Here is a 26,097-nt window from a genome sequence, read left to right on the forward strand (position 1 = left end):
CGTTACTTCAGCCCGAAATCGACGCGCGTGGTGGCGCCTTTGTCGTCGATGCCCTTGGCGTCGAGCTTCGGCGCGACGATGAACACGCGGCTCGCATCCACCTTGCCGTCGAAGTATTGCTGCACGGCCTGCGCGCGGCGCTGCGCGAGGTCGCGCAATGCGGCTTCGTCCACCGTGGCATGTTCGGCGAGCGCCTGTTTCATGTCGTCGTCGGGCAGCGTCTTCGTCATGCCGATCATGTTGCGCGGCTTCTTGAAGTCGGCGTCCTTGTACGCTTCGGTCAGGTACTTCTGGTACTCCTTCGCGTCCACCTTGACCTGCGACGTATCCACGCTTTCGCCGTTGCCCACCGTGTCCTTCACCTTCTCCTGGCGCACGAGGTTGTCGACGTATTGCTCGCGCAGCGCGGGCGTGTCCACGGCGGGATCGGCGCGGCCGATCAGGTCGATCTTGATCGACGGTTTGTCGCCGAGCGCCTGCGCGATCTTGTCGAGCTTGCCGTTGTCGGCGTCGGTGAGCGTGGCGGTGCCGGGCGCGAATTCCACGTAACCGAGCTCTTCCCCGCCGCCGCCGAACGCGTTCGCAAGTAACGAGAACGGCGCGGTCACGGCTTTCGCGAGCAGATTGAGCACGGCTTTCCAGATCAGCCCGCCGAGACTGAACTCGGGGTTCGAAAGCGAGCCCGAAACCGGAATGTTCACGTCGATTTCACCGCGCCGGTTCTTCAGCAGCGAGATCGCGAGACGCACGGGCAGCTTCGTCGCGGTGTCGTTGTCAACGTGATCGCCGAACGTGAGCTGGTCGATGAAGATGTGATTGTTCGCGGTGAGTTGCTCGTCGGCGAGCTGGTAATGCAGGTCGACGTTGAGCTTGCCCTTCGTGATTGGATAACCCGCGTACTTGGTCGAGTACGGCGTGAGGTTCGTGAGTTCGATGTCGTGCGCCGTGGCCGTGAGGTCGAGCGCCGGTTTCGCGATCAGCGGATTCACCGTGCCCTTGATCGTGATGGGCCCGTTCGCGGCGAGCTTCGCGGAGACATCCACGGGCGCGGACGTGGTCGATTCGGTGCCGAACGCGCCCACCGTGCCGTGGATCTGCACGAGGTCGGCCGTGTAGTTCGGCTTGATGAAGTTGTCCGTGTAATTGACGCTGCCGTCTTGCAGCACGAGCTGGCCGAAGTGCAGGCGCACCGGGTGCTGCGGCCCCTGCGCGGCCTGCACCGTGGGCGCGGGTCCGGTAGCCGGTGCCGCCGCGGGCGCGCTCGCGGCCTGCGGCGTGAGCGGCACGGGTTCGCGGCCGCGCTTGCCCGCGTCGGCGGCGCCAGCGTCCTGCGTGAGCGACTTCGCCTCGCCGCTTTCGTGCGCCACCACGTTCTTGAGGTTGAGCTGGCCTTGCGCGTCGAGCACCACGCGGCCGTAAAAGCCCGCGAAGGTCACGCGGCTCGCGTCGACGTCGGTGCCGCGCGCGTCGTCGTAATTCGCCTTGAGATTCGACAGCGCGAGCGAGCGCCAGCCCGCGAACTGCGCCGAGGTCGCCTTGTCGAGCATGCGCACGTCGACGAGCGCCGCGTCGCCGCGATAGTTCGCCTTGAACGCCTTGTCCTGCTCGACCGCGAGTTGCCCGTTCATGTTGAGCAGCGCGCTCGCGATCACGGCGTTGAGCGATTTGCCGAAGTACGGCTCGAACGCGGCCGCGTCGAGCCGGTTCGCGTCGATCTTCAGTTGCGCCTTCAGCGGCGTGGGGTTCACGTTGCCGTTGAGCGCGAGCGTGCCCTTGCGGTTCACGGTGGCCTTGAGGTCGATCGGCAACGCGTGATGCAGGTCGTCGCTGATCTGCTGCACCTTGAGATCGAGCGGCGCGATCGCGAGCTTCACCGGGCGCGGCGCGGCGCTGTCCGTCACGTTGATCGCGCCGTTGCTCACGTTGAGCGCGTCGATCGTGTAATGCCACGCGGGACCTTCCTTCACCGACTTCTGCGCCGCGTGGATGGCCGTGCGTTCGGGCGCGGCTTCATGGGGCGCGGCCAGTTGCAGCAAGTCGATCTTGCCGTCTTTCAGGCGCTCGACGTTGACGGCGAGACCGGTGGCGTCGACCGAAGCGACCTGCGCCTTGCGCGCCGCGAGATCGACGCTCGTGAGCTTGACCGTGCCTTGCGCGAGCGCGATGGCCGGCGTTTTCGCGCCGCGCGCGGCAACCTTGAGCGAGTCGAGGCCGAGCGTGCTCGGGCCGATGGTCACGGCGGCCGGTTGCGCGGCCCAGTTCGCCTTGAGCGTGGCGTTGAGATCGAGCTTGCCGTCGACGATCTGCGCGGCGGTGGCGTTGTCGAGATACGGCTGCGCGGGCGGCAGATTCACGCCTTGCAGCGCGATATTGGCGTCGGCGTTTCGCGCGGCGAGGCTCAGGCCGCCCGTGACCCTGGCCGTGCCGCCATCGCGGATGTTGAGCGCGAGCGTGTACGGCGCGCTCGCCTTCGACGTCGTCGAAAAATTGGCGAGCGTGGCCGCGAGTTGCGTGAGATCGACATCGACAGGCCGCGACGGCGCTTCGTCATGCACGTGCAGCGTGCCGTCGTTGAGCGCGAATTGCCGGATCGACAGATCGAGCGGCGCGGGTTCGGCCGCGGCGGTTTGCGTCGCGGCGGCGCCCGACGCAGCGGCGCCCGACGCAGCGGAAGCGGAAGCCGAAACCGGCGCCGAAGCCGCCGCCGCGCCCGACGCCGCAGCCCGGCTGGTCGTGGCAGCGCCCGCGCCCTGCTCCGGCTTCGCGGCGGGCGCGCCCGCCAGCTTCTCCACGCTGAGCACGCCTTGCTTGTCGCGCGCGAGCCAGACCGTGGGCGCGTCGAGCTGGATGTCGTCGAAGCGGTAGCGGTTGCTGAACGGTTCCAGCGACGCCGCCGCCACGTGCAGGCTGCGCGCGTTCAACAGCGGCGCGTTCGCGGCGTCCGTGGCCTGCACGTCGGCGAGATCGGTCGTGCCGGAAACGCGCAGCGTGGGCTTCTCGCCCGTCATCACGAAGTCGAGCTTGAGGTTGGTCGTGAGCCGCCCGCTCTTCACGATCACGGGCAGCTTCGTGGGCGCGTAGCTGAGCAGTTTCGGCACGTCGAGATCGGTCAAACGCAGTTCGACTTCCGACTCGCGCGAGGCCGCGAACGGCTTGGTTTTCCCGTCGATGGCGAGCGTGCTCGCGCCGTCGATGCGCGCGCGCAGCAGCGGCTCCACGAAGATGTCGGTTTTCGACGGCAGCGTGGCGATGAACGGAATGCCGAGCGACCAGCGATCGATCACGTGCTTCTCGTTGAGCAGGCGATCGTCGAAGGTGATCTGGCCGTTCTCCACGCGAATGTTCGAGACCGAAAACGGCGTGGGCTTGCTGGCCGGTTGCGAAGGCTTCGAGAACTTTTCGATCAGGTCGGTGAAATTGAAGCGCTGCGCGTCGAGCCGCACGATCGTCACGCGCGGCGAATCGAGTTGCACTTCGTCCACGATGGGCGCCGCGCGAAACACCGACGACCACGACGCCTGCACGATCGCGCGCGAGACGTCGAGAAAGTCACCGCTGCCGCCGCGCTCGCCAATATGCACGCGGTCCGCTTCGAGCCGCAGCGTGTACGGATTCAGCGCGATACGGCCGATCGTGACGGGCCGGTCGAGCTGCTTGCTCAACTGCTGCTCGGCCACGTGACGAATGAGCGGCGGCGCGGCGAAGAACCCGAGCAGCCCGAAGACGACGATAAAAATCAGCACGCCGATCAGGACTTGCCGCGTGCGCGGCGCACGTGCGACGGCACGCACCGATTGCAGCGAGGAGTTCAGCGATGCTTTGTTGAGGCTTGCCATGCGTGCTTGCGGATGACGCGGCAACTGGCCCGCCGCGCGATGTGGGACGGTGACGGACAGCGCGTGACGCGCCGCCCCGACACGCGGAAGTATAGGCCCGATGGCATGAGGCACGTCGGTAAAACGTACGCGCCGCGAGCTGCGCGCCCGGTGCCAGAGGTAGGGAAACGTTGCGCGGAGCATTGCGCCCTGCGCGCGCGCGCCGTGCTGAAAAGCGGATCGACATGGGCGGCAATGTCGATCACCAGTTCGATAGACTCGATGCGATGCGAAACGACGCGAAGCGAGGCACGCGCGCCGGTGTATCGGCCTGAGCCGATGCCGGCGCGCGCAAGATTCACGAAAGCAGGCGCTTGCCGCAATCAGCGCGTGAGCCGCCGCATACCGGCTTCAGCGCATCAACGACGTTCGACCACCGGCGGTTGCCAGCTGCCGTCGGTGGCCTGTGCTTTCGGCGCGTACATGCGCAGCACGAGCCGGAAGTCGCCATGCGGCACCGGCACCCAGTTCGCCGCGCCACGCGGGCGCGCCGCGCTCACCTGCACGTCGAGCGAACCGTCGCGATTGCGGCGCGCGCCGCTGCGATCGCCGAACGCCACGCGCACGGGCGCGTCGGCGTCGAGCGCGCCGTCGGGCGTGTACGCCGTGATCGACCAGAACGCGCGCGCGGGCGGCAACTGCTTCGCCGCGAAGTGGATCGTGTAGCGATTCGCGCCGTTGAGCGCGTGGCCGTCGCCGTCCTGGCTCACGCTCGCGCGCACTTCGTCGCGGCTCGTCGGCAGGCCCGGCGAGGTGTAGGCGGCGTAGGCGCGCAGCGCGTAATCGGGGCCGTAGTTGCCCGCATCGTCGCCGACCCAGAGCCAGCCGTTGCCGGCCAGCAGGTTAGAAGGCGGCGTGGCGACACGCGCGCGGCCGTCGGCGAGCCCCGCCGCGACGATCGCCTTGTCTTTCGCGCCACCCGGCAATTGCGCCTGCTCGCCGGGCTGCACGCCGATGTCGCCGAGAATCTTGAGCGCGTGAGCGTCGTCGGGCGCGGCCGGATTGTCTTCGAGCGCGCTGGCGAGGCGATTGAAGAAAGCGTTGGCGTCGAGCGCCGCGACCTGCGCCGCCGGCGTGCCGGACGCCACGGGAACGCCGCTCTGCGTCGCGCCGCCCGGTTCGTCCCCGCGTGCCCCGCCCTCGCCCCAGGCGGAAAGCGGCGCGACGCGCAGGCCGCGTTGCAGGCGCCGCACCGCCGCGATGTCGCCGCCGCCACGCGTCTGGATGCGCGCGACGAACCACACGTAGCGCGTGCTCACATCCACACGTTTCGCGCGCGCCGGCAGCGTGCCTTTCCAGCCCGCGGGCACGAACGCAATCGTTTGCGCCTTCTGGCCGGCAACGCGCTCGTTGCCCGGTGCGGCCGCCGTCGACCAGACCACGTTGGTCCACATGTCGAGCGCGCGGGCGTCGAGATAGCGGCCATGCGAGTCGGGCAACGCGACGATCACGGGTTCGTTCGAGACGTCGAGCCAGCCGCTGGACGCGAGCGTGTCGAGGTTCGGTTCGGGCGGGCTCGAGGCACCGACCGGCGGCAGCGATTGCGCATGGCGCAGCGTGTTAGGCGCGGCCTGGCCGGGCGCGCTGCCGGTGGCGGCTTCGCGCGAGACGTCCATCAGCACGAGCGGGAAGCCGAACACGTAGGAATCGGAAACCTCGTCCTTGACCCAACCGTTGCTGACCTTCGGCGCGACGGTATCGGGCGCGGTGGCGCAGGCGGCGATCAGCGCGAAGCCGGCGAGTGCGAAGCCGGTGCGAAACAGGGAGAACTCTCGACGTGTTGTTGTCATTTGTAAGTTATGTGCGAAGCGGGCGGTCCAGATCCAGAAAGTGACGTCGATGGCGTCTGCCGCGCGCGGGTCCCCCCAAGGACCGTGGCGAATGCGCGCGACGAGGTGCCAATGCCGGCGGATGCTATCGTATCTCCCACACAGGGGTGTGAAAAGTCTGACGCGAGCAATTGTGCCTTGCCGATATGTCGTATGTTGGCCGCGCAAAAAACCTCGCCACGCCGCGCAATCGCCCCTTGACCTTCCCATGATGGGAACGTAGATACTCCTGACATCGAATCTCCTACGTTCGCCTCCGTCATGAACGAACCCTTAATTGCCGAGCGCGCCGACACCGTCGCCGAACTCGAAATCCGCGGCATGACTTGCGCGGCCTGCGCGACACGCGTCGAAAAGGCGCTCGCGAAGGTGCCGGGCGTCACGCGCGCCTCGGTCAATCTCGCCACCGAAAAAGCCACCGTCGCAGCCAGCGAAGGCGTGGGTCCCGCCGCGCTCGTGGCGGCCGTCGAGAAAGCCGGCTACGAAGCCGTGCCGGTCGCCGCCGAAAGCGCCGCGTTCGCCATCGGCGGCATGACCTGCGCGGCGTGCGCGTCGCGCGTCGAAAAAGTCCTCGCGCGAGTGCCCGGCGTGACCGGCGCGAGCGTCAATCTCGCGACCGAGCAGGCCACCGTCGCGCTGCGCGCGCCGCTCACGGGCGACCTGCAGGATCAACTCGTGGCCGCCGTGAAGAAAGCGGGCTACACCGCCACGCCGCTCGCCGCCGACGAAGACGAAGCCGCCGCGCAAGCGAGCGCGCAAACCGCCTCGAAAGCCGACGAAGCGCGTCGCGAATGGCGCGCCGTGCTGATCTCGGCCGTGCTCACGGCGCCGCTCCTCGTGCCGATGATCGGCGCGTGGTTCGGCGCGCACGCCATGCTGCCCGCCGTCGCGCAACTCGTGCTCGCGAGCGTCGTGCAGTTCGGCTTCGGCGCGCGCTTCTACCGCGCGGCGTGGAAGGCCGTGCGCGCGGGTTCGGGCAACATGGATCTGCTGGTGGCGCTCGGCACCTCGGCCGCGTGGGGCGTGAGCGTCTACGAGATGCTCGCGCATCCGGGCGCGATGGCGCATCTGTACTTCGAGGCGTCGGCGGTCGTCATCACGCTCGTGCGCTTCGGCAAGTGGCTCGAAGCGCGCGCGAAGCGTCAAACCACGGACGCCATCCGCGCGCTCAACGCGCTGCGCCCGGAACGCGCGCGCATTCGCGACGAAGCGGGCGGCGCCGAGCGCGACGTGCCGCTCGCGCAGGTGCGCGTGGGCACGCTCGTGATCGTGCTGCCGGGCGAGCGCTTGCCCGTGGACGGCGTGGTGGCCGAGGGCCGCACGCATATCGACGAATCGCTGATCACGGGCGAAAGCCTGCCGGTGCCGAAGGCGCCCGGCGACGCCGTCACCGCCGGCTCGATCAACGGCGAGGGCGCGCTCGCGGTGCGCACCACCGCCATCGGCGCGGAAACCACGCTCGCGCGCATCATCCGTCTGGTCGAGAGCGCGCAGGCGGAGAAGGCGCCCATCCAGCGTCTCGTCGATCGCGTGAGCGCCGTGTTCGTGCCCGCGATCCTCGCGATCGCCGTCGTCACGCTCGGCGGCTGGCTGCTCGCCGGGGCGAGCGCCGAAACCGCCATCCTCAACGCCGTGGCCGTGCTCGTGATTGCCTGCCCGTGCGCGCTCGGCCTCGCCACGCCCGCCGCAATCATGGCGGGCACGGGCGTGGCGGCGCGCCACGGCGTGCTCATCAAGGACGCCGAAGCGCTCGAAACGGCGCACAACGTGAGCCTCGTCGCCTTCGACAAAACCGGCACGCTCACGCTCGGCCAACCGGCGCTCACCGCGCTCGACACCGCCGAGGGCGTCACGCGCGCCGCCGCGCTCGCGCAGGCCGCCGCCGTGCAGCGCCAGAGCGATCACCCGCTCGCGAAGGCCGTCGTGCGCGCGTACGAAGCCGAAACCCACGCAGCCACGCTGCCCGCCGCCGCCCATGCGCGCGCCGTGCCGGGCCGCGGCGTCGAAGCCGAAGTGGACGGCCGCCGTCTCGCCGTCGGCAGCCGGCGCTGGGTGGACGAACTCGGGCTCGCGGTGCCGCCCGCGCTCGCCGCGCGCGCGCAAACGCTCGAAAGCGCGGGCAACACGGTGTCCTGGCTGATCGCGCCCAACGCGGCGCCGCACGAAGCCGTGCTCGCCCTGCTCGCGTTCGGCGACACGGTGAAGCCCACTGCGCGCGAAGCCATCGCCAGTCTGAAGGCGATGGGCGTTCGCAGCGTGCTCGTGACCGGCGACAACGCGGGCAGCGCGGCGGCCGTGGCCGCGCAGCTCGGCATCGACGAAGTCCACGCGCAAGTGCTGCCCGACGACAAGGCGCGCACGATCCGCGACCTGAAGATCCGCACGGGCAGCATCGTGGCGATGGCCGGCGACGGCATCAACGACGCGCCCGCGCTCGCCGCCGCCGACATCGGCATTGCCATGGCCACGGGCACCGACGTCGCCATGCACGCGGCCGGCATCACGCTGATGCGCGGCGACCCGGCGCTCGTCGCGGCCGCCATCGACATCTCGCGGCGCACGTGGCGCAAGATCCAGCAGAACCTGTTCTGGGCGTTCGTCTACAACCTGATCGGCATTCCGCTCGCGGCGTTCGGCCTCCTGAACCCGATGATCGCGGGCGCGGCGATGGCGTTTTCCAGCGTGAGCGTCGTGACCAACGCGTTGTTGTTGCGCAGTTGGCGCGCGCGGCGATAAAGTCGCGGCCCCGCTCGCCTCGCGCGGGTCTTGCACCAAAACGGCGCTTCGGGCGCCGTTTTGCTTTGGCGCGCGCTCGCGAGCGTTCGCGGACTTTTATCGACTTCGCGCGCTCGCGGCACGACCGAAATATCTCACTCGATACAACGCTTTAGCGCAGCGGCGCCGGGCTCGCGCGCAACCCTAAAGGTTGGGGGCTTACGCGCCGTAATGCGTCATGCGAGCGCCGCTTTTTGGTGCACGCACTCCATCCGACGTCTTCTGGAATCGTTTTCATGCTTTCACGTATTTCGCGCCGCACGAGCGTCGGCGTGCGCCTCGCTTTGCTTTCCTGTGTCATCGTCGCGTTGATTTTCGCGGCCTTCACATGGGCGCTCACGCGCACGGCCGCCACGCAGCTCGGCGATCAGGTGCGCGCGCGTATCGCCGAAAAAGACCACTCGGTGGCTTCGTCGATCTCGCTGATCGACGGCGCGCTCGACGCCGAAGTCGACCGCGCGATGACGCTCTTCGCGAGCTTCCTGCCCGGCGACTTCGCGCTCGACGCAAGCCAGACCGTCGACATCGCGGGCCAGGCCACGCCGACCTTCAAGTCCGGCGACCACGTGCTCAACCTCGACTTCACCGTGCCCGACCAGTTCCTCGCGCGCAGCGGCGCGATCGCGACGATCTTCGCGCGCAGCGGCGACGACTTCGTGCGCGTGACGACCTCGCTCAAGAAGCAGGACGGCACGCGCGCGATCGGCACGCTGCTCGACCGCAAGGGTCCCGCGTATGCGCCGATTCTCGCGAACCGCAGCTATACGGGTCTCGCGCAACTGTTCGGCAAGCAGTACATCACGCAATACCGGCCGATCCACGATGCGAGCGGCAAAGTGATCGGCGCGCTGTTCGTGGGCGTGGACGTGGGCGCGCAGATCGACGCGCTCAAGAGCGAGATCGCCAAGCTCAAGATAGGCGCGACCGGTTATTACTTCGTGATCGACGCCTCGAACGGTCCCGCGCGCGGCACCTTCCTCGTGCATCCCGCGGCCGCGGGCCGTCACTACGACGACCACGACGCGCCGTGGTCGAAGATGCTCGAAGCGCGCGAAGGCACGCTCGACTATCGTTCCGCCGACGCGACGCTCAACGAGCACGACGCGCGCGACAAGTTCGCCTCGTTCGTGACGGTGCCGCAATGGCAGTGGCTCGTGGGCGGCGTGGCCGCCGACGACGAAATCATGGCCGACGTGACCGCCACGCGCGACCGTTTCGCGGCCATCGGCCTCGTGCTGGTGGCGGCGTTCGCGGCGCTCTCGATCTACGCGGCGCGCCGCCTCGTGAGCCGGCCGCTCGACGCCGCCGCGCACGCCGCGGGTCAACTCGCGGCGGGCGACCTCACAGTGCGCATTGGCAGCGACACCGCGTTGCACGCCGACGGCACGCCCATGAACGCGGACGAGATCGGCCGCCTCACGCGCGCCATCGACGGGATCGGCGAAGGACTCGCGCAGATCGTGTCGCAGGTGCGCGGCGCGACCGCGCAAATGAACGAGGACACCTCGCGCATCGCCACGGGCAGCGGCGAGATCGCGGCGCGCATCGCGAGCCAGGCGAGCAGCCTCGAAGAAACGGCCGCGAGCATGGAAGAGCTGACCTCCACCGTGCAGCAGAACGCCGAGCACGCCTCGCGCGCCAACACGGTCGTGAGCAGCGCGGCCGACGCGGCGCTGGGCGGCGGCCAGGCCGTCGAACGCGTGGTGGAGACGATGAACGACATCAGCCGCGCCTCGCAGAAGATCGCCGACATCACGGGCGTGATCGACGGCATCGCGTTCCAGACCAACATTCTCGCGTTGAACGCGGCCGTGGAAGCGGCGCGCGCGGGCGAGCACGGCAAGGGCTTCGCCGTGGTCGCGAGCGAAGTGCGCAGTCTCGCGCAACGTTCGGCAACGGCGGCAAAGGAAATCGCGGCATTGATCGCCGAGTCGTCGGCGACGGTGCAAACCGGTTATCGCCTCGCGGGCGAAGCCAGCACGACCATGCGCGACATCGTCGCGCGCGTGGAGGAAGTGCGCGGCATCATCGGCGAAATCAGCGTGGCGTCGCGCGAGCAGTCGGGCGGCATCGAGCAGGTCAATATCGCCGTTTCGCAGATCGGCGCGGCGACGCAGCAGAACGCCGCGCTCGTGGGCGACGCCGAACGCGCGGCGGCCGCGCTCAACGAACACGCCACGACGCTCGCCGAACTCGTCTCCGTGTTCAAGGTGCGGGACTGAGCGGCGGGTCTTGAGTTTCGTCGATACGGCGCGCAGTTCGTTGCAGGCGTCGCATCGCGCACGGCGGCTGCGGGCCGCGCCGTCGTCGGCTCTCGCGCAACAGCGTGAGCACCAAAACGGACACGCAAAAAACGAAAGCGGCGCAATGGCGCCGCTTTTTTTATCGCTTGGGGCACGGCCGAGCCGCGCTTATTCGACGATCGTCGCTTCCTGCGCGAGTTGCGTCACGCGCTGCGCCATCGCCAGATCCATGGCTTCGGCTTGCAGCGTGCGGCGGATCTCTTCCTTCGACGCGTCGAACTTCGGAATCGCCATCGCGCGCTTCGCTTCCAGACGCACGATCAGCCAGCCGTCGTCGGCCTTGAGCGGTTGCGGCAGCAGCTCGCCCGGCGCGAGACTCGTGATCGCCTGCGCGAGCGGCATCGGCACGCCGTGCGTGTTGCCTTCAGTCAGCGGCAGCTTGAGGCTGATCCAGGGCATCGCGCCCGCATTCGCCTGGGTCGCGCCCACGCCGTATTCGCGCGCGAGATCGGCGAACGGCTTGCCCGACTTCGCGGCCGCGATCACGGTGTTCGCCGTGGCTTCGTCGGCAACGGCGATCACCTGCGGCTTGTACTCGTCCTTGCCGAAGGTCTGGATGACGGCGTCGTAACGTGCCTTCACGTCGGCGTCGGTGACGGCTGCGGCGCGCACGTTGTCCACGATCCACGCGCGAATTGCAGCGTCGGTCTTTTGCTCGGCGGGCGCCTGCGCGACTTCCGGGCGCTGATCGTAATGCGCACGCAGCGCCTGCTGACGCAGCAGTTCGCGCGCGATCAGATCCTGCTTGAGCGCGGCGCGCAGTTGCGGCGTGTCGGGCGCACCCGCATTGCTCGTGACCTTGCGCACGGCTTCGTCGAGGGTGGTCTGCGCGATCGCCTGACCGTTCACGAGCGCCATGGCACCGGCGGGCAGTGTCGTGGTTTCGGCAGCAAGCGAGAGCGCGGGCAACAGGGTGCTCGCCGTCACGGCCGCAAACGCGGTCATGCACAGCGTACGAATCCAACGGGACATAAACGACATGGCGATTGACTCCAACTCGATAGATAAGCGCGAGCGACGCGACACGTAGCGCGCCGCCAGCCAGATGCGGACCGCCGCGAGACTAGCGGAACTCAAAATGCGGCGCTGTCAGGAATTGTCAAAACCGAGCGTTGGCGCTCCAAGGCTTTGCGGCAGATCAAACTCGAGAGGTCGCGGTTTTCGCGATGAAAGGCGCGCGTGAGCGAATCGCGCGTGCCGGCTCGACTCGGCGCGATGCGAGTCGAAGCGATTCGCCGATGAGAACGTCGCAGCGCGCCGCCACTTGCGAGGCGGCGCCTGCGAGAACGCACGCTACTGCCCTTGCGGCTGCGCGACGGGCGGCGTGTAACTGGCGCTCGCGCCCGGCGTGTCCGGGTCGGTGACGTCCGGTGTCGGGGTCGGTGCGAGCGAAGGTTCCTGCGCCGGATACGACGGTGGCGCAGGCTGCGCGGGTTGCGCCGGCGACGGCGCGCTCGCTGGGCCGAGGATCGGCGGCAAGCCCATATCGCGCGTTGCCGAAGCGCCCGAAGCCGCCGACGGTACGCCGCCACCGCTTTCCCATACCTCCGTCACCGAGGAAGCGGCGGATGCCGGCGAAACCACCGCGCCCGGCGCCGAAGCCGGCGCGGGCGCGCGCGACGGCGCACGATGCGGCGGCGCGGCGGGGGCCGGCGCGGCTTCGTGCGAACCCGTCAGCGAATCGATCCATGCGCGCAGCTTGTCGCGGAACGTCTCGAACGCGCCCGGCGTCACCTCGGTGTCGAAGCGCGCGCGCGGGTCCACGAGGCGCGAGCGCAACGCACGCTGGAAGAAGTCGCCGACGATCGGCAACGCGCTGCGCGCGCCCTGGCCCCAGTAGTCGTCGAGCGTCACGCGGCCGTCGTCGAAACCGACCCACGCACCCGCCACGAGTTGCGGGTCCATGAGGATGAACCAGCCGTCGGTGTTGCCCTGGGTCGTGCCGGTCTTGCCCGCCACGTCCACGCGAATGCCGAAGCGCGAGCGGATGCTCGCGCCCGTGCCGCGATTCACCACGTCGCGCATCGTGTCGAGCAGCGTGCGGTCCGCCTCGGCCGACAGCGCGCGCTGCGGCGAGGCATCGGCGAATTCGGCGAGCACGTCGCCCTTGCGGTCCTCGATACGCGTGACCATGCGCGGCTCGAGATACGTGCCGTCGTTGGCGATCGTGCTGTACGCGGAGACCATTTCCTTCAGCGTGACCGGGCTCGTGCCCAGCGCCAGCGAAGGCACGGGATCGAGCTGGCTGTCGCGCACGCCCATCGCGCGCGCGAGGTTCGCGACCTTGTCGGGGCCGACGGTCTGCACGAGTTGCGCCGTGATGCGGTTGCGCGAATACGCGAGCGCGTCGCGCAGCGTCATCGGCCGGTTGCTGGGCGGCACGTCGTCGGTGGGCTTCCAGATTTCGCCGCCGCGCAACGGAATTTCGACCGGTTGATCGATGAACGTGTCGGTCGGCTTCGCGCCTGCCGCGTAGGCCGCGCCATAGACAAACGGCTTGAACGTCGAGCCCGGCTGACGGCGCGCCTGCTGCACGTGGTCGAAGGGTTCGTCGGTGAAATCGCGGCTGCCCACCCACGCCTTGATCTGGCCGCTGCGCGGGTCGATGGCGAGAAAGCCCGCCTGCACTTCCGTCTTGGTCTTGCACAGGTTGCGCATGAAACCGCGGTCGGCGGCGAGCTGCTTGAGCGCGTCGGCGTCGTTCGCGCCCGCGTCCTGCGCGCGCTTGTAGTCGGGCGTCTCGCGCATGAACGCCGCGAACAGGTCGTTGCTCGCCACACAGCCGTTGCGGCCGCTCCACGCACCGTTCGCCACGCCTTGCAGTTGCGCCGCGTGCTGACGCAGCGCGGCCGTGGCCATCGACTGAAGCCGGGAGTCGATCGTCGTGCGCACGACGAGGCCATCGGAATAAATGTTGTAGTCGTTGCGGTCGGCCCACGAGATCAGCCATTTGCGCAGTTGCAGCGCGAAATGCGGCGCGGGTCCGGGCGTTTCGGTTTGCCGCTCGAAGTCGAGACGCAGCGGCTTTTTCGAGAGCGTCGCGAACTGCGCGGGCGTGAGCTTGCCGTACTTCACCATCTGGCCGAGCACGGTGTTGCGGCGCGCGAGCGCGCGCTCGGGATTGATCACCGGGTTGTAGTAGGCGTTGCCCTTCAGCATGCCGGTGAGCGTGGCGCTTTGCAGAATGTCGAGCTGATCCGCCGAGACGCCGAAATACGTGCGCGCCGCCATCTCGATGCCGTACGCGTTGTAGAGGAACGGCACCGTGTTCAGATACGTTTCGAGAATCTGCGGCTTGCTGTAGACAGCCTCGATCTTGAACGCCGTGATCGCTTCCTTGAGCTTGCGCGTGAGCGTGGGCGCGCGGCCGATCTCGTCGGGATAAAGGTTGCGCGCGAGCTGCTGCGTGATGGTCGAACCGCCCTGGCGGTCGCCCGAGAACGTGTGCAACGCCGCGCCCGCCGTGCGCTTGAAGTCGATGCCGTGATGCTCGTAGAAGCGGTGATCCTCGGTGGAGATCAGCGCGTCGACCATATGCGGCGAAATCTGCGCGAGCGGCACCCATTCGCGGTTCGAGGGCTTGAACTCGGCGAGCAGCTTGCCGTCGGCGGACAGGATTTGCGCGGGCTCGTCCACGCGCGCCTTGCGGATGTCACCGATGCTCGGCGTGAACGGGATCAGCACGATCGTGTAGAGCAGCAGCAGCGCGGGCAGCGCCGCCACGGCAATGAGCACGCCGCGCTTCGTGGGGTGCCGCACGTGATGCCACGCGCGCGCCAGATAAGGGCGCAACAACGCGCCGAACCGCGCGGCGGCGGGCTTCAGGCGGGCGAACAACATCGCGATTCGATCGCGGATCAACGGCACGTAACGCTTCACGCGGGCAGGTCGGGTCGGCTGGCAAAGCGTGCATCGTACCAAACTCGCGAGGCGCGGCTTTCTTCCGGCCTTCTGTTGCGCTTACATCGACATCAACAAAATATGACGAAACGATGAATTGATCGTGCCTGATTGCGGAAGAATCCTCTCCAGTCACAGCCGATTTTCTGACGGCACGCGATCCCTACACTCCTGTCGCTGTTGCACACGCTATGCATCACAACGCTTCAGGAGCCTCACATGAAACACACCAACACGCTCGCCACCACCGCCGTGATCGGCGCACTCGGCCTGATCGGCGCGCCCGCCGCGCACGCGCAGAGTTCCGTCACGCTGTACGGCCTGATCGACGCGGGCATCATGTACACGAACAACGCCGCGGGCCATGCGCTCTGGCAAGCGACGAGCGGCAACGTCAACGGCAGCCGCTTCGGCGTGCGCGGCAGCGAAGACCTGGGCGGCCGCCTGCATGCGGTCTTCGTGCTCGAGAACGGCTTCAACGTGCAGAACGGCAAGACCGGCCAGGACGGCCGCATGTTCGGCCGCCAGGCGTATGTGGGTCTGGCGAGCGACACGTTCGGCACGCTCACGATGGGCCGCCAGTACGACTCGCTCGTCGATTTCGTCGCGCCGCTTTCGGCGACGGCCGGCACGTTCGGCGACACCGGCTTCGCGCATCCGTTCGACAACGACAACCTCAACCACTCGCTGCGCATCAGCAACGCGGTGAAGTTCACGAGCAACACGTATGGCGGCCTGAAGTTCGGCGCGCTCTACGCGTTCTCGAACCAGACCGACTTCTCCGCGAATCGCGCGTATAGCTTTGGCGCGAGTTACACGCGCGGACCGCTCGCGATCGCCGCGGGTTATCTGCAACTGAACGGCACGCAGGGCGCGAGCGCGAGCAGCGCGGGCGCGGTGGATCTCGCCGAATCGACGGCCAACGGCAAGGGCGGCTTCGCGCTCGGCGCGCAGCGTCTGCGGTCGTTCGGCGGCGGCATCAACTACGCGTTCGGCCCGGCGACGGCGGGCTTCGTGTTCACGCGCAGCGAGTACTCGGGCACGAGTGCGTTCGGCTCGCAGAACGGCGACATGAGCTTCAATAACTACGAAGTGAACGGCAAGTATCAGATCAGCCCGGCATGGAGCGCGGGCCTCGCGTACACCTTCACCGACGCGCACGTGGATCGCACCACCACGTACGGCGCCGACCCGAAGTGGCAGCAGGCGGATGCGCAGGTCGTGTACAAGCTGTCGAAACGCACCGACGTGTATGCCGAGGCGATGTACCAGCACGCCTCCGGGCATCACTATGTCGCGTTCATCAACACGGCGGGCGGCGCTTCGTCGACGGCAAACCAGGTCGTGGGAACGGTGGGGATGCGGGCGCGGTTTTGAGGGAAGATTGATCTAGCGACGCGTTGACGCGACGAAAGCCGGGACGTGCCCGGTGTATATGCGCCGGGCACGTGGATATTTTTGTACGCAGGCAGGTTGGCGCGTCACCAGATAACCGAAACCCCAATCGAAACCCAAACCGCCACCACGCCCACCAGAAACGCCTTTCTCGCCAGCATCAAGCGCGACTCGTCCTCGGGTTTGGCGGGCGAAGTCGCGATGTACGGCACGCTGCCGAGGCACGCGAAGCCGAATAACGCGAGTGCCACGATCACCACGTCGCTCGGCCGCCACGCCGAGGACTCGTGCAGTCCCCAGTAGCCGAGAAAGATCATGCCGACCGAAAACATCGTCGCGGCAGCCGAGCTGAGCGCCGCCACCGATCCCGCCGGAGATTGCATGGAAGGTCTCCCCGCGCGCCACGCGCTGTGCGGCCATTATCGGCGCGTGCGCGAGGAGCGGCAACGGCGCCGCGAATGAGCACCGCGGCGCGCGAGGAACGCGCTCAGGCGCCCGGACGCATCATCTGGAACATCTCGCCGATCTGCGCGTAGTCGGCGCGATAGCCTGCGCGCATCACCGGTTGCGCGGCATGCGTGTCGAACAGGCCATCCTTCAGGAATTCCTCGCGGATGTGCACGCCCACGACCTGCCCGAGCGCGAGCCAGTTGTTCATCGGCGTGCCGTCGAGCGCATTGAGGCGAATCACCTGCAGCAGCTTGCATTCGAGCGCCGCCGGCGCTTCGGCCACGTGCGGCACCGAGACATTGCGGCCCGGCGCGGGCGTCAGGCCCGCGAGCGCGAATTCGTCGACGTCGGCGGCCACCGGCGCCGAGGTCTGGTTCATGTGCGTGGCCAGCGACTTCGACGCGAGATTCCAGACGAATTCGCCCGTCGCCTCGATATTGGCGATGCTGTCCTTGCGCCCTTCGCTCGAAAAGCCGATCACGGCCGGAAACGTCGCGAACGCGCCAAAAAAGCTGTACGGCGCGAGATTGAACACGCCGCCGGGCGCGCGGCTCGAAATCCAGCCGATCAGGCGCGGCGCGACGATCGCCTTGAACGGGTCGTGGGGCAGGCCGTGGCCTTGAGCGGGATCGTAGAAGTAGGTGTCGGACATGAGGGAAAGATAGCGATGGCGCCGGGTTGGCGATGCGGCATCACTATGACACGGGCCACGCGCGCTTGTCGTCGAGCCCACACGGCGCGGGTTTCGAGCACGGTGGCGAGAGCCCGCCACGGCGCGGCGCGCGGCCCCGAACGCAACGAGGCCGGCTCCCTTGCGAGAGCCGGCCTCGTTGAATGTTCTTCGCGGTGCGACCGGAGAAGCGCGTTGGACCGCACATGCGGCCTGAAGCGCCTCAGCTTCGATCAGTCACGCGGCAAGCCGAACGGTGCGTAGTGCGAACGGCGTACGCGTTCCGCTTCGCGATGACGCGCTGCGTACGAGTAGTCCGAATCCATCGGCAGATAAGGCGATGCGAAGAGGTCGCTCACCTTTTGGAACAGGGCAAGGATCAAGCTCATGGCGACTCCCGGTTGACTGCAAGTTAAGGGTTTTCCCTAGGACAAGACGAAGTATAGGGTTTTCCCTAGGCGAACGCCAGTGCAATGCAACAAGAAATCTGCGACGCGCCGTCGCACGGGGTCGAGCGGGATCGATGCGTTGCAGTAAAACAACGCATCGATATCCTTGATACGGGGACGAATCGGCGTCAGTGCGTCGATTTTTGCGCGCGATGAGCGCGCTCGGCGCGCGCTGCGCGGGTCTCACGGGTCTCACGCGCCTCGCGGGCCGCCCGCGCGCGTTTCGCCGGCGCGGGCGCGGCGGCCGGTGCCGCGCGCGAAGGCGCCGGCCGGGCCACGGGCGCCTCGGCGGCCACGGCCGCGGCGGCTTGCGCGGCCTGAGCCGCCGCCGCTTGCGCCGCCAGCCGTTGCGACAGCCCGTCCAGCGCCGACTGCTGGCTCAGCACGAGTTGCTCGAGTCGCGCGGTTTCGGCACGCGATTCGTTGGCGAAGCTGTCGAAGCGCACCGACTGCGCGATGCCGAAGCCGAGCGTGGCGACCACGGCGGCCGTGGCGGCGGCGAGCGTCCACTTGAGCTGGCGCGCGGAAGCGGCCGCGAGACGCTGCTGGTCGGCCAGCGCGGTGTGCAATGCGTCGATACGGCCCGCGAGCGCGGGCGGCTCCGCGACATTCGCAGCGCTCGGGGCTTTCGGGGTGTCCGAAAAAGCGGCGGGAAACAGCACGGGTTCCACGCGCGCCGGTTCGGCATCGGCGGGCGACGGCGAGGCGGCGTGCTCGTCCGCCGGCGCGGCATTTCGGCGGCCGCCGCGGCGCGCGGACGCGGCGCTGGCCTCATCGGCGCTAGCGGCTTCGCCCTCGGGCACCTCGAAACCGCTGAGCGTGCCCTGGCGTATGGGCGCATCGGGCGCGCCGGGTTCGGCATGCATCGAATCCACAGCCGCGGCCGAACCGGCCCCCGGTTGCGCAGCGGCAATCGCCGCGGAAGCCGCCGCCAGCGCGTCGCGCGCGGCGATACCGGCATCGACGTCCGGCGTGGTCGCGTCGTGCGTTTCGGGAGGGAAGTCGGAAGAATCAGACGTTGCGCGACGCTTCGACGGCGCGCTGCGCTCGGGGCGCGAGGGGCTCAATGCGGTATCTGCGTAATCTGCCATGAATCTGAAGCCATGAAACAAGAATGCGGTTCGCGTCGCGCTGGGCCGGTCCGCCATCGCGCAACGTCCTTCTTTTCGAGCCCGCATTGTCGCATGCCGTCATGACCGGACAGATTTCCGCCCCGCGATCGGCCCGCGCCGCATCGTCGCGCGGGCCGCGCCTTCGCCTTCTTTTCACCAGGCGCGCAGCAAGGCGCACGAGTCCGCCACGCGCTCAGCCGCGCGCGCCGTCCTCGCGAAACTCCTTTACACAGGGCAACTGGCGCAGCGTTGCGCAGATCGCCTCGTATTCCATTGCCGAAACCCGGCCCAGCGTAATCATCACCTCGTCGAGCTCGGGCGAATCGTCGCTCTGTTGCATCACAAATTGTTTCACGCGCGGGCTGGAAGTGCCGAGCGCGTCGTGCAGCGTGTGGAACGTGAGCGCGCCGCGCTCCACCAGCATCGTGAGCTGGCGCCGCTGCTTGAACGTGATGAAACGGCGCTCCAGCGGCTTGATGCCCGCGAGGATGATGAGGATGATGACCGTCGCGGCGATCGCGGCCGTGTACAGGCCGCCGCCCACCGCCAGCCCGACGGCCGCGACCGACCAGAGGCTCGCCGCCGTGGTGAGACCGCGCACGATCTCGCCGCGCAGCAGGATCGAGCCCGCACCCAGGAAGCCGATGCCCGAGACCACCTGCGCGGCCATCCGCGAGGGGTCGAGCACGACGTGGTCGGCGGCGAGCACATCGGCGAAACCGAACGCCGAAACCAGCATGATGAGCGCCGACCCCACGCACACCAGCATGTGCGTGCGCAACCCGGCGGCCCACGAGAGCCGCTCGCGCTCGAAGCCGATCACGCTGCCGAGCGCGGCCGCCAGCACGAGCCGCGCGATGAGTTCCCAGTTTCCGATCATGCTTGCTCCTTATAAGTCGTCGGCGGTCGCCGCGGGCGCGGGCCGCCTGTTGGTGGAAGTCGATGGGAGCGCGCGGCGCGGTGGCCGGGTGGCGTGCGGTTCGGACGGTGGAAAGGCGGGTTACGCAAAGCGTACAATCGCTGACCTCACTTCCACACTTGACGCGTCTTTTCCCATGAACGCGATGACCGCAACCCAGCCCTCCCCCAGCGCAGCCGGCCTGCGCGAGCATTTCGACCGCGTCGTGCTGCCGCTGTGGCGCGGCCCCGGCTTCAACGCCGCGCTGCGCCTGCCCTTCGAGGCGCTCGACGCGAACGGCGCGGCCACGCTGCCCGTCACGCGCTACCGCGCCATGGCGTGCGCGCGCCAGCTCTTCGTGTTCTCGCAGGCGGGCGACGCCGAACACTGCCAGACGCTGTTCGACACGTTGCGCCACACCTTTCAGGACAGCCGGAACGGCGGTTGGTTCTTTAGCGTCGATGCCAACGGCGCGCCGCTCGACACGACCAAAGACCTCTACACGCACGCCTTCGTGGTGTTCGCGTGCGCCGCGTACGGCCAGCGTTTCGGCGTGAAAGAAGCGCTCGACACGGCGCGCGAAACTTCGGCGCTGATCGTCGATCGCTTCAAGGCGCCGGACGGTTTGCTCTACGCGGCGCTCGACGCCACGTTCGCGAACGTCACGAGCGGCACGCTGCAAAATCCGCTCATGCACCTGGTCGAAGCCTGGCTGGTGGCGAGCGAGGCCACCGGCGACAGCGCGTTCGACACGGCGATCACGCGTCTCGTCGAGGCCGTCGCGCGCGGCTTCCTGCACGCGCCCACGGGTTGCATCGCCGAATTGCCGATCGGCGTGCAGGACAACCGGCTGGAGCCGGGACATCAGTTCGAATGGTTCTGGCTGGCGTCGCGCGCGGGGGCGCGGCTGGGCGATTCGGGTCTCGAAGCGGCACTCGCGCGCGCGTTCGTCTTTGCGGAGGAGCACGGCGTGGACCCGGCCACGGGCGGCGTGACGGCCGCGCTCGACGAGCGCGGCGACGTGATCGATGCGACCCAGCGGATCTGGGCGCAAACGGAGTATTTGCGCGCGCTCGCCACGCATGGCGAAGCCACCGTGCGCGCGCGCCTCGCGCCGCAGATCGAGCGTTTCGCGCCGCGTTTTCTCACGGCGCAAGGCTGGGTGGAATGCCGCGACGCGGCGGGCAACGTGGCGCGCGCCGACATGCCGTCAACAACGCCATATCACCTGCTCACGGCGTACATGGGTATCGGCGTCTGAGCGACGCCGGCGCCATTTTGGGTAAAAACGCCGGCTAATGTGCCGGCAGCCGCGTCACTCGAGCCGCGACCCGGCAGCTCAATTCGCCGCGAGCACCGCCGGCGAAATCTCGAATGCCGCCACGGCTTGCGCGAGCATCTGCGTCTGCTGATGCAGCGAAGCCGCGGCCGCGGCGGCTTCCTCCACGAGCGCGGCGTTCTGCTGCGTCATCTGATCCATCTGCGACACGGCCTGATTGACCTGGTCGATGCCCGAGCTTTGTTCGAGCGACGAGGCACTGATGCCGGCCATCATCTGCGTCGCGCGCGAGATGGACGTCGACACTTCGCGCATCGCTTCGCCCGCGCGCTCGACGAGTTCCGAGCCGCCGCGAATCTGCGAAACCGACTCGCTGATCAGCGTCTTGATTTCCTTCGCCGATTGCGCGCTGCGCTGCGCCAGACCGCGCACCTCGCCCGCCACGACCGCGAAGCCGCGCCCCTGCTCGCCCGCGCGCGCCGCTTCCACGGCCGCGTTCAACGCGAGAATGTTGGTCTGGAACGCGATGCCGTCGATCACACCGATGATCTCCGCGATCTTGTCCGAGCTTTGCGCGATGCCGCGCATGCGCTCCACGACTTCGCCGACCACGGCGCCGCCGCGGGCGGTCGCGTCGAGCGCGGCTTCGGCGAGCGAGTTGGCCTCGCGCGCGTTTTCGGCCGTGTTGCGCACCGTGCCCGTGAGTTCTTCCATGCTCGCGGCCGTTTCTTCGAGCGAAGCGGCCTGCGATTCCGTGCGCGCCGAAAGATCGGCGTTGCCGGTGGCGATTTCGTCGGCGCCCACGTGAATCGAGCCCGCCGTTTCGCGCACCGTATGCACCGTGCGCGCGAGGCTGGCCTGCATCAGCGCGAGACCTTGAAAGAGACGGCCGATTTCGTTGTCGCCGCGTGCGCTCACGCGCTCGTCGAGGCGGCCGCGCGCGATGCGTTCGAAGTGGCGGCCCGCTTCTTCGAGCGGCGCGACCACACCGCGGCGCAGCCCGAGGTGCACGCCCGCCACGAGCGCGATCAGCACGATCAGAATCACGCCGCCCACGGTCTCGAACACCGTGAGCCGCGAATCGATCGATTGCAGCGAGGCGTGGCTGGTCGCCGCGTTGAACTGCGCGAAGTTATGCAGTTCGGTGAGGTAGGCGTCCTGGTACGACTGCGTCGGCTGGTCGAGGAACGCTTGCAGATTGTTGCTGTTCAGGTCGTCGACGAGTTCGCCCAGCGCCTTGCGCAGCACCTGGTAGCGTTGCGCCAGGGCGGCCACGCGCGCGCGGTTGTCGTCGTTGATCGGCGGCACGTCCATGAGCGCCGCGTACGAGTTGTCGGCAAGGCTGAGCTGATCGCGCGCGTGATTGACCATCTCCGTGGGCACGGTCCCGCCGCGCACCATGCGCGTGCCGGCGCGCGAGAGATTGATGCGCGCGTCCATCAACTGCTGGGTGATTTCGTCGGCGGCGCTCGCCTGACGCAACGCCACCTTGGAAAGCGCGGCCACGTCGTCGTGAGTGCGCGTGAGCGACCAGAAACCAAGTCCTTCGGTCACGAGCTGCAATACGCAAAACGCGACGAGAACGCACAACAGGCCGGATGCGACCTTGATCTTGCTGAACATCGGGAACCCTGGGATAGCAGTGAATTGGGCGCGCGGCCCGTGCATGTGATCGCTCGGGCCCGCACAGCGGTTATCGGCCGCGCAAACGTTGTTTTTGAGGCCCAAACGGCCGAAAAGCTGCGAAAAACGGCTCAAAAAAGAGCGACCGATCGCTTTTGAAATGAAGGTGAAAGCATTGGGCGCACTTTCGGCAACAATCGCCTTACACGTGTCACGCAATTCACCTTGACGCGCTGGTAAGCGGCTTCCTAGAGTGGTTAGGAAACCACGCGGGCATAGGCCCAGGGAATGCGACGATGACCGATCTTGTGGATCGCGCGCGCGGCGCGCTGCTGGCGCAGCCGTTCAGCATGCTGCTCGGCACTGAACTCATGCATGTGGGCGCCGACGAACTCACCTTGCGGCTGCCGGTGCGCGACGAGCTGAAGCAACAGCACGGCTTCGTGCACGGCGGCGTGATCAGCTATCTCGCCGACAATGCGCTCACGTTCGCGGGCGCGCTCGCGCTCGGGCCGCGCGTGGTCACGGGCGAATACAAGATCAACTATCTGAGGCCGGCGCTCACCGGCACGTTGATGGCGCGGGCGCGCGTGGTGCATGCGGGACGTCAGCAGGCGACCTGCCAATGCAGCGTGTTCGTGATGGAGAACGGCGACGAGCGGCTGGTCGCGCTCGCGCAAGGCACCGTGAGCCGCATGAGCGAAAAGGGCATCGACGATTGAGCGAGAGGCATCGCGCGTCGCTCGTGCCCTGCGTGCCCTGAAACACAACGCGCGAGGCGAAGTCAGCGTTCACTGACCTCGCCTCGCGCGTGGATTTATCGTCGACACGAAACACCGACGAAAGACGCAAGCGGGCGCTTACTCCGCCGCGCGCGTCTTCTGCGACTGCTCGCCAAGACCTTCGATACCGAGGCGCACGGTTTGCCCCGCCTTCAGATACACGGGCGCGGGCTTCACGCCCATGCCCACGCCCGGCGGCGTGCCCGTGGAAATCACGTCGCCCGGTTGCAGGCTCATGCATTCCGAGAGATACGACACGAGTTTCGCGACCGTGAAGATCATCGTGCGCGTGCTGCCGTTCTGGTAGCGATGGCCGTCCACCTCGAGCCACATCGACAGATTCTGCGGGTCGGCAACTTCATCGCGCGTGACGAGCCACGGGCCGGTCGGGCCGAACGTGTCGAAGCCCTTGCCCTTGTCCCACTGGCCGCCGCGCTCGATCTGCCATTCGCGCTCGGACACGTCGTTGATGACGCAGTAGCCCGCCACGTAATCGAGCGCCTCGGCTTCGCTCACGTTCTTCGCGGCCTTGCCGATCACCACGCCCAGTTCCACTTCCCAGTCGGTCTTCTTCGAGCCGCGCGGAATTTCGATGTCGTCGTTCGGGCCGACGATCGCGCTCGTCCACTTGTTGAACACCACCGGTTCCGTGGGCACGGGCATGCCCGACTCGGCCGCGTGATCGGCGTAATTCAGGCCGATGCACACCATCTTGCCGATGTGACCCACGCACGGCCCGAGGCGCGGATTGTCCTCCACGAGCGGCAGCGTTTCAGGATCGATCGCGCGCAGTTGCGCGAGGCCGGCGTCGGACAGTACGTCGCCCGCGATATCGGTCACGGCGCCCGAGAGCGCGCGAATGCGGCCTTGCGTGTCGAGCAGACCCGGTTTTTCGTGACCCTTCGGGCCATAGCGAAGCAGTTTCATCGTCTCAAGTTCCTTATGTACGTCGTGGTCGGAATGTCTGCGAACGGACTAGTTGGACCAACCGCCGTCGATCACATGCGCCTGGCCGGTGGTGAACGCCGACTCGTCCGAGGCGAGATAGAGCGCGAGCGCCGCGATTTCCTCGGGCTTGCCCACGCGGCCCATCGGTTGACGCGCGACGAACGCCGCGCGCGCGGCATCGACCGTTGTGCCTTGCGCCGCCGCCTGCGTCGCGATGCGTTCTTCGAGCGACGGCGAATTCACCGTGCCCGGACAGATCGCGTTGCAGCGCACGCCGTGCGTCACGAAGTCCGCGGCAACGGCCTTGGTCAACCCTATCACAGCGGCCTTCGAAGCGCCGTAGACGAAGCGGTTGGGTACGCCCTTCACGCTCGACGCCGCCGACGACATGTTGATGATCGACCCGCCGCCCGCTTCCAGCATTGCGGGCAAGAACGCGCGAATCGTGCGGTACATCGCCTTCGCGTTCAGATCGAACGCGAAGTCCCAATCTTCTTCGCTCGCTTCCAGAATCGAGCCCGCGTGCACGAAGCCCGCGCAATTGAACAGCACCTGGATGGCGCCCAGTTCCTGCGCGAGCGCTTGCACGGCCGCGTTATCGAGCACGTCGAGCTTGCGCGCCTCCACCTGGCTGCCGAGCGCCGCGAGCGAGTCGATACGGATATCCGTCGCGATCACGCGGGCGCCTTCGCGCGCGAACAGCTCGGCGGTCGCATAGCCGATGCCCTGGCCCGCCGCGGTGATCAAGGCCGTCTTGCCGGCCAGTCTTTGTACCATCTGCCACTCCGGTTGGAAGCGCGGCGCGGCGATACCCGGTATTGCAGTAAGCGCCTCATGCCGCGTTGAAGGGATGAACCCGCAGAAGAAGTCGTGACGATGCCGCCCGTCATTATGGCGACGCGCGCGTGCCGCGTGGCGTTCGCCGGACGTTGTCTAACCGGCTGGAACGCGTTTCAGCCCATGTTCAGCCGATAAAACCGCATGGCGTTGCCGCCGAACACGTCGTTGCGCTCGCGCGCTGTCAACGTTGCGAGCAGCCGGTTCGCACAGGCGTGCCAGCGCGCGTAGTCGCCGTTGAGATTCAGCACGGGCCAGTCGCTGCCCCACATCAAGCGCTGCGGGCCGAAGCTCGCGAGCAGATGCGCGACCCACGGCGCGAGCGTCGCCTCGGTCCAGCCCGGCGCGGCCTCGGTCGCGAGCCCCGAAAGCTTGCAATGCACTTGCGGGAACCGCGCGAGTTGCGCGATGGCTTGCGCCCAGGCCGGATCGACGACGTCATGCGCGCTGGCTGCAATTGGCGGCTTCGCGCCATGATCGATCACCACGCGCAACGCGGGATGCCGCGCGAGCCATGCGGCGAGCGCGTCCACATGGCGCGTGAAAACGAGCGCATCGAAGGCGAGATCGTGTGCGATCAGCGCGTCGACGGCATGCGCCGTGTTCGCGGTCGCGATCCACGCGTCGTCGGGCAGGTCTTGCAGCATCGGCCGCACGCCGCGCAATTTCGGTTCGCGCGCGAGTTCGGCGATCAAGGTGGCCGCGTGCGGGTCGTCGAGCGGCACCCAGCCGACCACGCCCGCGATCGACGCTTCGCCGCGCGCGAGTTCGAGCAGCCAGCGCGTTTCCTCGACCGTGGGCGCGGCCTGCACGACCACCGTGCGCGAGACATTCCACGCGGCGCACAACGGCGCGAGATCGGCGGGACCGAACGAGCGATAGAGCGCCGCTAGTTGCGGCGTGAGCCAACCGTAGTCGCCGCGCGCAGGGTCCCAGTAATGCTGATGCGCGTCGATAAAAATGGGCGCGCTC

Annotated in this window: 18 protein-coding genes; 5 read left to right on the top strand and 13 right to left on the bottom strand. The window is 67.8% G+C overall.

Annotated elements, in window-relative coordinates; translation table 11 throughout:
- Positions 1-2: 2 nt before the first annotated feature.
- Both FAZ98_RS18235 and FAZ98_RS18240 read right to left on the bottom strand, forming a co-directional pair.
- On the bottom strand, positions 3-3,836 hold the full coding sequence (locus tag FAZ98_RS18235; RefSeq protein ID WP_158952700.1) for a DUF748 domain-containing protein: 3,834 nt from the start codon (positions 3,834-3,836) through the stop codon (positions 3-5).
- Between the two features lie 398 nt (positions 3,837-4,234).
- Positions 4,235-5,665 carry a DUF1254 domain-containing protein gene (locus FAZ98_RS18240; RefSeq protein ID WP_158952701.1) on the bottom strand — a complete coding sequence of 477 codons (1,431 nt, stop codon included), beginning with the start codon at positions 5,663-5,665 and terminating at the stop codon, positions 4,235-4,237.
- Positions 5,666-5,965: 300 nt separating this feature from the next.
- Here FAZ98_RS18240 and FAZ98_RS18245 point away from each other — a divergent pair, with 300 nt between their 5' ends.
- Entirely contained in the window at positions 5,966-8,440 is a 2,475-nt protein-coding gene (locus FAZ98_RS18245) for a heavy metal translocating P-type ATPase (RefSeq protein WP_158952702.1), read from the top strand.
- A gap of 275 nt (positions 8,441-8,715) precedes the next feature.
- Positions 8,716-10,701, top strand: coding sequence for a methyl-accepting chemotaxis protein (locus FAZ98_RS18250; RefSeq protein WP_158952703.1), 1,986 nt, complete (start codon positions 8,716-8,718; stop codon positions 10,699-10,701).
- 189 nt (positions 10,702-10,890) lie between these two features.
- On the opposite strand, the gene FAZ98_RS18255 is transcribed toward FAZ98_RS18250, so the two are convergent.
- Entirely contained in the window at positions 10,891-11,763 is an 873-nt protein-coding gene (locus tag FAZ98_RS18255; RefSeq protein WP_158952704.1) for a peptidylprolyl isomerase, read from the bottom strand.
- A 312-nt stretch (positions 11,764-12,075) separates the two neighbouring features.
- Positions 12,076-14,622 (bottom strand): penicillin-binding protein 1A, encoded by a 2,547-nt coding sequence (locus FAZ98_RS18260; RefSeq protein ID WP_158952705.1) that lies wholly within the window; start codon positions 14,620-14,622, stop codon positions 12,076-12,078.
- A 279-nt stretch (positions 14,623-14,901) separates the two neighbouring features.
- On the opposite strand from FAZ98_RS18260, the gene FAZ98_RS18265 reads away from it, so the two are divergent.
- The gene (locus tag FAZ98_RS18265) at positions 14,902-16,059 is read left to right on the top strand and encodes a porin (RefSeq protein WP_158952706.1); all 1,158 of its coding nucleotides are present in this window, start codon (positions 14,902-14,904) and stop codon (positions 16,057-16,059) included.
- A 104-nt stretch (positions 16,060-16,163) separates the two neighbouring features.
- On the opposite strand, the gene FAZ98_RS18270 is transcribed toward FAZ98_RS18265, so the two are convergent.
- From FAZ98_RS18270 to FAZ98_RS18285, 5 genes are all read right to left on the bottom strand, one after another.
- Positions 16,164-16,460, bottom strand: coding sequence for a hypothetical protein (locus FAZ98_RS18270; protein WP_158952707.1), 297 nt, complete (start codon positions 16,458-16,460; stop codon positions 16,164-16,166).
- Positions 16,461-16,564: 104 nt separating this feature from the next.
- The gene (locus FAZ98_RS18275; RefSeq protein ID WP_158952708.1) at positions 16,565-17,179 is read right to left on the bottom strand and encodes a flavin reductase family protein; all 615 of its coding nucleotides are present in this window, start codon (positions 17,177-17,179) and stop codon (positions 16,565-16,567) included.
- Positions 17,180-17,430: 251 nt separating this feature from the next.
- Complete coding sequence (locus FAZ98_RS35415) at positions 17,431-17,586, bottom strand: hypothetical protein (RefSeq protein ID WP_199272344.1); 156 nt, start codon at positions 17,584-17,586, stop codon at positions 17,431-17,433.
- A 188-nt stretch (positions 17,587-17,774) separates the two neighbouring features.
- Complete coding sequence (locus FAZ98_RS18280; RefSeq protein WP_158952709.1) at positions 17,775-18,737, bottom strand: hypothetical protein; 963 nt, start codon at positions 18,735-18,737, stop codon at positions 17,775-17,777.
- A gap of 214 nt (positions 18,738-18,951) precedes the next feature.
- Positions 18,952-19,638, bottom strand: coding sequence for an MgtC/SapB family protein (locus tag FAZ98_RS18285; RefSeq protein ID WP_158952710.1), 687 nt, complete (start codon positions 19,636-19,638; stop codon positions 18,952-18,954).
- A gap of 175 nt (positions 19,639-19,813) precedes the next feature.
- On the opposite strand from FAZ98_RS18285, the gene FAZ98_RS18290 reads away from it, so the two are divergent.
- On the top strand, positions 19,814-20,917 hold the full coding sequence (locus tag FAZ98_RS18290; protein ID WP_456093744.1) for an AGE family epimerase/isomerase: 1,104 nt from the start codon (positions 19,814-19,816) through the stop codon (positions 20,915-20,917).
- Positions 20,918-20,995: 78 nt separating this feature from the next.
- Here FAZ98_RS18290 and FAZ98_RS18295 read toward each other — a convergent pair whose 3' ends face one another.
- Entirely contained in the window at positions 20,996-22,558 is a 1,563-nt protein-coding gene (locus FAZ98_RS18295; protein ID WP_158952711.1) for a methyl-accepting chemotaxis protein, read from the bottom strand.
- A 296-nt stretch (positions 22,559-22,854) separates the two neighbouring features.
- On the opposite strand from FAZ98_RS18295, the gene FAZ98_RS18300 reads away from it, so the two are divergent.
- Entirely contained in the window at positions 22,855-23,280 is a 426-nt protein-coding gene (locus tag FAZ98_RS18300) for a PaaI family thioesterase (RefSeq protein ID WP_158952712.1), read from the top strand.
- A 138-nt stretch (positions 23,281-23,418) separates the two neighbouring features.
- Here the strand turns inward: FAZ98_RS18300 and FAZ98_RS18305 are convergent, their stop codons facing one another.
- The 3 genes from FAZ98_RS18305 to FAZ98_RS18315 all read right to left on the bottom strand — a co-directional run bounded on the left by FAZ98_RS18305 (position 23,419) and on the right by FAZ98_RS18315 (position 26,087).
- Positions 23,419-24,267, bottom strand: a complete 849-nt coding sequence (locus FAZ98_RS18305; RefSeq protein WP_158952713.1) for an ureidoglycolate lyase — start codon at positions 24,265-24,267, stop codon at positions 23,419-23,421.
- Positions 24,268-24,315: 48 nt separating this feature from the next.
- Complete coding sequence (locus FAZ98_RS18310; protein ID WP_158952714.1) at positions 24,316-25,065, bottom strand: SDR family oxidoreductase; 750 nt, start codon at positions 25,063-25,065, stop codon at positions 24,316-24,318.
- Positions 25,066-25,241: 176 nt separating this feature from the next.
- Positions 25,242-26,087: an amidohydrolase family protein gene (locus FAZ98_RS18315; protein ID WP_158954025.1), complete on the bottom strand. Its 846-nt coding sequence runs from the start codon at positions 26,085-26,087 to the stop codon at positions 25,242-25,244.
- Positions 26,088-26,097: the final 10 nt, after the last annotated feature.

The organism is Paraburkholderia acidisoli (assembly GCF_009789675.1).
In the GTDB taxonomy this organism is placed as follows: Bacteria; Pseudomonadota; Gammaproteobacteria; order Burkholderiales; family Burkholderiaceae; genus Paraburkholderia; species Paraburkholderia acidisoli.